3 protein-coding genes are annotated in these 5,045 nt (G+C 69.9%); all 3 read left to right on the top strand.

Annotation, left to right across the window (positions count from 1 at the left end):
* Positions 1-1,000: SMP-30/gluconolactonase/LRE family protein (locus tag F4X11_07645; protein MYN64885.1), on the top strand; the 1,000-nt coding region annotated here is incomplete at its 5' end.
* Between the two features lie 133 nt (positions 1,001-1,133).
* Positions 1,134-3,659 carry a DUF1592 domain-containing protein gene (locus tag F4X11_07640; protein MYN64884.1) on the top strand — a complete coding sequence of 842 codons (2,526 nt, stop codon included), beginning with the start codon at positions 1,134-1,136 and terminating at the stop codon, positions 3,657-3,659.
* Complete coding sequence (locus F4X11_07635; GenBank protein ID MYN64883.1) at positions 3,656-4,990, top strand: DUF1552 domain-containing protein; 1,335 nt, start codon at positions 3,656-3,658, stop codon at positions 4,988-4,990. Before F4X11_07640 ends, F4X11_07635 begins: the two co-directional genes overlap by 4 nt.
* Positions 4,991-5,045 lie beyond the last annotated feature (55 nt).

The raw sequence follows: 5,045 nt of genomic DNA, 5'->3' as shown, positions 1-5,045 counted from the left end.
GTCAATGTTGAAGGTGTCCATTTTGCACGTTTTGGGGTTCTGTATATTTTCCGGGCGGGCTTGGGGGGGGGTGCCGGGGGGGGGGGGTGCGCTCGCGCAGGAGGCGGAGAACCGGCCGGTCGCGGTCGAGGGGATCATCTCCTTTACCGAGGGCCCGACGGTGGACGAGGCGGGCGCGGTCTACTTCACGGACCTGCGCGTTACCGGCCGCATCCTGAAGATGGACACCGACGGAACGATCACCACCTACCGCGAGCCGAGCAACCGCGCCAACGGGCTGATCTTCGACAGCGAGTGGCGGCTGCTGGCGTGCGAAGGGGGCAACGGCGACGACGTCCTGCCGCGCATCACGCGAACGAACATCGCGACCGGAGAGATCGAGGTGCTGGCCGACCACTTCGAGGGCAAGCAGCTTCATCAGCCGAACGATCTCACCATCGACGGGCAGGGGCGGGTCTACTTCACCGATCGCCCGGGACCGGTCGTGACGGCCGAGCAGACCGGCGTGCACGGGGTGTATCGCATCGACCCCGACGGCTCCATCGCACGCATCCTGACCGAGCCGGACATCGAGCGGCCCAACGGGATCGTGATCTCGCCGGACGACCGCACGCTGTACCTGATCGAGACGGCGCAGCAGGAGGGCGGCGCGCGGATGATCCGCGCCTACGACCTCGCGGAGGACGGCACGGCGAGCAACATGCGCGTATTCCACGACTTCTATCCCGGACGGAGCGGAGACGGGATGACGATCGACAGCGAGGGCAACCTCTATGTCGCGGCGGGCCTCAACCGGCTGCGCGGCACGAGCGAGACGCTCGACACGGTGGCCGGCGTGCACGTCTTCTCGCCGGCCGGCGAGCTGCTCGAGCACATCCCGATCTGGGAGGACACGATCACCAACGTCGCCTTCGGCGGGGACGACCTGCGGACGCTGTACATCACGTCTGGCAAGACGCTCTTCAGCGTCCGGACCGACGTCACCGGCACGCGGCGATAGCCGTCGACCGCCCCGGATTCCGGGGAATCGTTCGCGCGAACACCGACAGGGGGAGTAGACTACGCCATTCGTTCGCCGGCGGCGAGCCACGTGCGGAGGGGATGTGGCCGCGTTCGCAACCCGAGGTGGAACGATGTCGAAGACCGGAGCCGGCGTCGTCGGACTCGGCGCCACCGTAGCCTGCCTGGGTCTGTTCGACGTGCATGCCGCCGGGCCTCGGGAAGCAGCCCCGGCCGGCGAACAGCAGGTCGCATCCGCTGCGCACGCGCCCGCAGTGACGCCGCAGACGCAAACCCCCGCTGCCGCGGGCGGGGCGACCGGCGAGTCCGTGCGCCGGGTCCTGAACCGCTACTGTGTCGGCTGCCACAACGAACGGCTGCGGACGGCCGGGCTCACACTGGACGCGATGGACCCGGCCCAGGTGGGCGACCACCCGGATGCCTGGGAGAAGGTGGTGCGCAGGCTGCGGACCGCGTCGATGCCGCCGGCCGGCCGGCGCAGACCGGACGCCGCCACCTACGAGACCGCCGCTTCCGCGCTGGAGAGCGCCCTGGACGAGGCCGCGACGGCGGCTCCCAATCCGGGCCGGACCACCGTGCACCGCCTGAACCGGCGGGAGTACGAGAATGCGGTGCGCGATCTGCTGGCGCTGGACATCGACGCGAGCGCGCTGCTGCCGGCGGACAACGCTGACCTCGGCTTCGACAACATGGCCGACATTCTGTCGGTGTCGCCGGCGCTGCTCGACCGTTACATCTTCGCGGCGCGCAGGATCAGCCGTCTGGCGGTGGGCGATCCGGACATCGAGCCGACCACCGCGACCTACGACGTCCCCGCGATGCGGTTTCAGGACCTGCGCATGAGCGAGGACCTGCCGTTCGGGTCGCGGGGGGGCATCGCCATCCGGCACAACTTCCCGCTGGACGGCGAATACGACGTGAGCATCCGGCTGCAGCGGCAGCTCTACGACTACGTGCGCGGCCTGCAGAACCGGCAGCGGCTCGAAGTGCGCCTCGACGGCGAACGGGTGGCGGTGTTCGACATAGGAGGCGCGCCGGGAACGCCGCCGCCGCGCACCTTCGCCGGTGCGGTGCTCGGCGACCGGACGTGGGAGGAGTACACGCTGCACGCCGACGAGGACCTGTCGGTTCGCGTCTCCGCCGGGGCGGGGCCGCGGGTGCTCGGCGTCTCTTTCGTCCAGGCCCGCTCGGAGCGCGACGGGGTGCTGCAGCCGCGGGCGACCGGGAAGGTGCTGGCCATCGCCGAGCGCTGGAGCTCGACGTCGGAGGCACCCGAGGCCGCGGTCGATCGGGTGAGCATCGCCGGTCCGTTCGAAGCCACCGGCCCCGGCGAGACCCCGAGCCGGGAACGGCTGTTCGTGTGTCGCCCCGCGCCCGGAACAGGGGAAGAAGAAGCGTGCGCGCGGGAGATTCTCGGCGCCGTCGCGCGGCGGGCCTTCCGCCGCCCGGTGACCGAGACCGACCTGGCCACGCTGCTGGGGTTCTACGCCGCGGGGCGTGAGGCGGGCGGCTTCGAGTCCGGAATCCAGCGGGCGCTGGAGAGCATCCTGGTGGATCCGGAGTTCCTGTTCCGCGTCGAGCGCGACCCGGTGGACACGCGGCCCGGCACTATACACGCGGTCACCGATCTGGAGCTGGCCTCGCGGCTGTCGTTCTTCCTCTGGAGCAGCATCCCCGACGACGAGTTGCTGAACGTGGCTGCCCGCGGCGACCTGCGCGACCCGGACGTGCTGCGAAGGCAGGTGCGGCGGATGCTGTCGGATTCGCGCGCGCAGGCTCTCGTCGACGGCTTCGCCCTGCAGTGGCTGGCCCTGCGCACACTGTCGAGCGTCGTGCCGACGCCGGAGCTCTTTCCGGAGTGGGACGACAACCTGCGCGAGGCGTTCGAGCGCGAGACGGAGTTGTTCGTGGCCAGCCAGATCCGCGAGGATCGCAGCGTTCTGGATCTCGTGCGGGCCGACTACTCGTTCATCAACGAGCGGCTGGCGCAGCACTACGGCGTCCCGAACGTCTACGGCAGCCGGTTCCGCCGCGTGACGTTTCCCGACGGCGTGCGCGGCGGGCTGCTGGGACACGGCAGCATCCTCACCGTCACCTCCTATCCCACGCGCACCTCGCCGGTGCTCCGCGGCCACTGGCTGCTCTCGCACATGCTCGGCGCGCCGCCGCCGCCCCCGCCGCCGGACGTGCCGGCGCTTCCGGACCGCGGGGAAGGCGGCCGGCCGGCCTCGGTGCGACAGCGGCTGGAACAGCACCGCGAGAACCCGGTGTGCGCCAACTGCCACGCCCCGATGGACCCGCTGGGCTTTGCCCTGGAGCATTTCGATGCGGTTGGCAAGTGGCGCGCCACCGGCGAGGGAGGCGGTCCCATCGATGCCTCGGGCGTCTTCCCGGACGGAACCGGGTTCGTGGGGCTGGCCGGACTCAAGGCGATGCTGCTGGAGCGTCACGAGCAGTTCGTGTGGACGGTGACCGAGAAGCTCGCCACCTACGCCCTCGGCCGCGGACTCGAGTACTACGACATGCCGGCCCTCCGCGAGATCATTCGCGACGCGGCCGACGACGACTACGCTTGGTCCTCCCTGGTGTTCGGGATCGTCGAGAGCACGCCGTTTCAGATGCGGAGATCAGAATCATGATGATCAGCAGGAAGGCTCTCCCTCGCCGTACGGTGCTCCGCGGCATCGGCGCCGCGCTGGCGCTGCCGCTCCTCGACGGCATGGTGCCGGCGCTGACCGCCCTGGGCCGGACCGCGGCGAAGCCGGTCAGACGGCTCGGCGTCGTCTACGTGCCGAACGGCATCGTGATGGATCAGTGGATTCCCGCCACGGCAGGTACGGGGTTCGAGATCACCCCGATCCTGCAGCCGCTGGAGCGGTTCCGGGACCGCTTGCTGGTCGTGTCGGGACTCAGCAACAAGGGCCCGGACAACATCCACGAGACCGGGGCCACGAGCTTCCTGACCGGCGTGCCGCCGAAGCGCACGCAGGGCTCCCAGCTCGGGGCCGGCGTGTCGATGGATCAGTTGGTGGCAAGAGAAGCCGGCCGGCACACGCAACTCGCGTCGCTGGAGCTGGCGCTGGAGTCGGGCGACGATGTGGGTACGTGTGGTGGGGGCTACACCTGTGCATACACCAACACGATCTGCTGGCGGAGCACGACGACGCCGTTGCCGATGGAGACCAACCCGCGGACGGTGTTCGAGCGCCTGCTGGGAGACACGGGCGGCACCGATCCCGCCGCGCGGCTGGCGCGCATCGAGCAGAATCGCAGCCTCCTGGACGCGGTGACCGACAAGGTGGCCGCGTTGCGGCGCGATCTCGGGCCGCGCGATCGCCTGAAGCTCGGCGAATACCTGGAGGCCGTGCGCGACATCGAGCGCCGCATCCAGAAGGCCGAGGCGCAGGTCGACCAGGAACTGCCCGAGATTGCGCCGCCGCTGGGCGTTCCCGCCGCCTTCGACGAGCATGCGAAGCTGATGTTCGACCTGCAGGTGCTGGCCTACCAGACCGACCTGACCCGCGTCGTCAGCTTCATGATCAGCCGCGAGTACAGCGGGCGGACCTACCCGCAGATTGGCGTGCCGGAAGCGCACCACCCGACCTCGCATCACCAGCAGGACCCGGACAAGCTGGAGAAGCTGACCCGGATCAACACGTACCACACGTCGTTGCTGGCGTACTACCTGGACAAGCTGCGCGCCACGCCGGACGGCGACGGCTCGCTGCTCGATCACGTGGCGGTGCTGTACGGCGGCGGCCTGAGCGACGGCAACCGACACTCCTCGGAGAACCTGCCGATACTGCTCGCCGGCGGTGGGGCGGGGACGCTGCACTGCGGACAGCACCTGCAGTGTCCGGACCCGACCCCGATGTCCAACCTGCACGTGTCGCTGATGGACAAGCTCGGCGTGCCGGTCGAGGCGTTCGGAACGAGCACGGGGGAGATTCAGGAACTCTCGGGCGTCTAGGAGCTTGCACCGCAGAGCGCAGCGCGACGGCGTTCCGGGGCGCAGGGTCCTGGAG

The sequence above is a fragment of the Acidobacteriota bacterium genome (genome assembly GCA_009861545.1).
GTDB lineage: Bacteria > Acidobacteriota > Vicinamibacteria > Vicinamibacterales > UBA8438 > WTFV01.
This window is presented reverse-complemented; position numbering and strand designations above follow the sequence as displayed.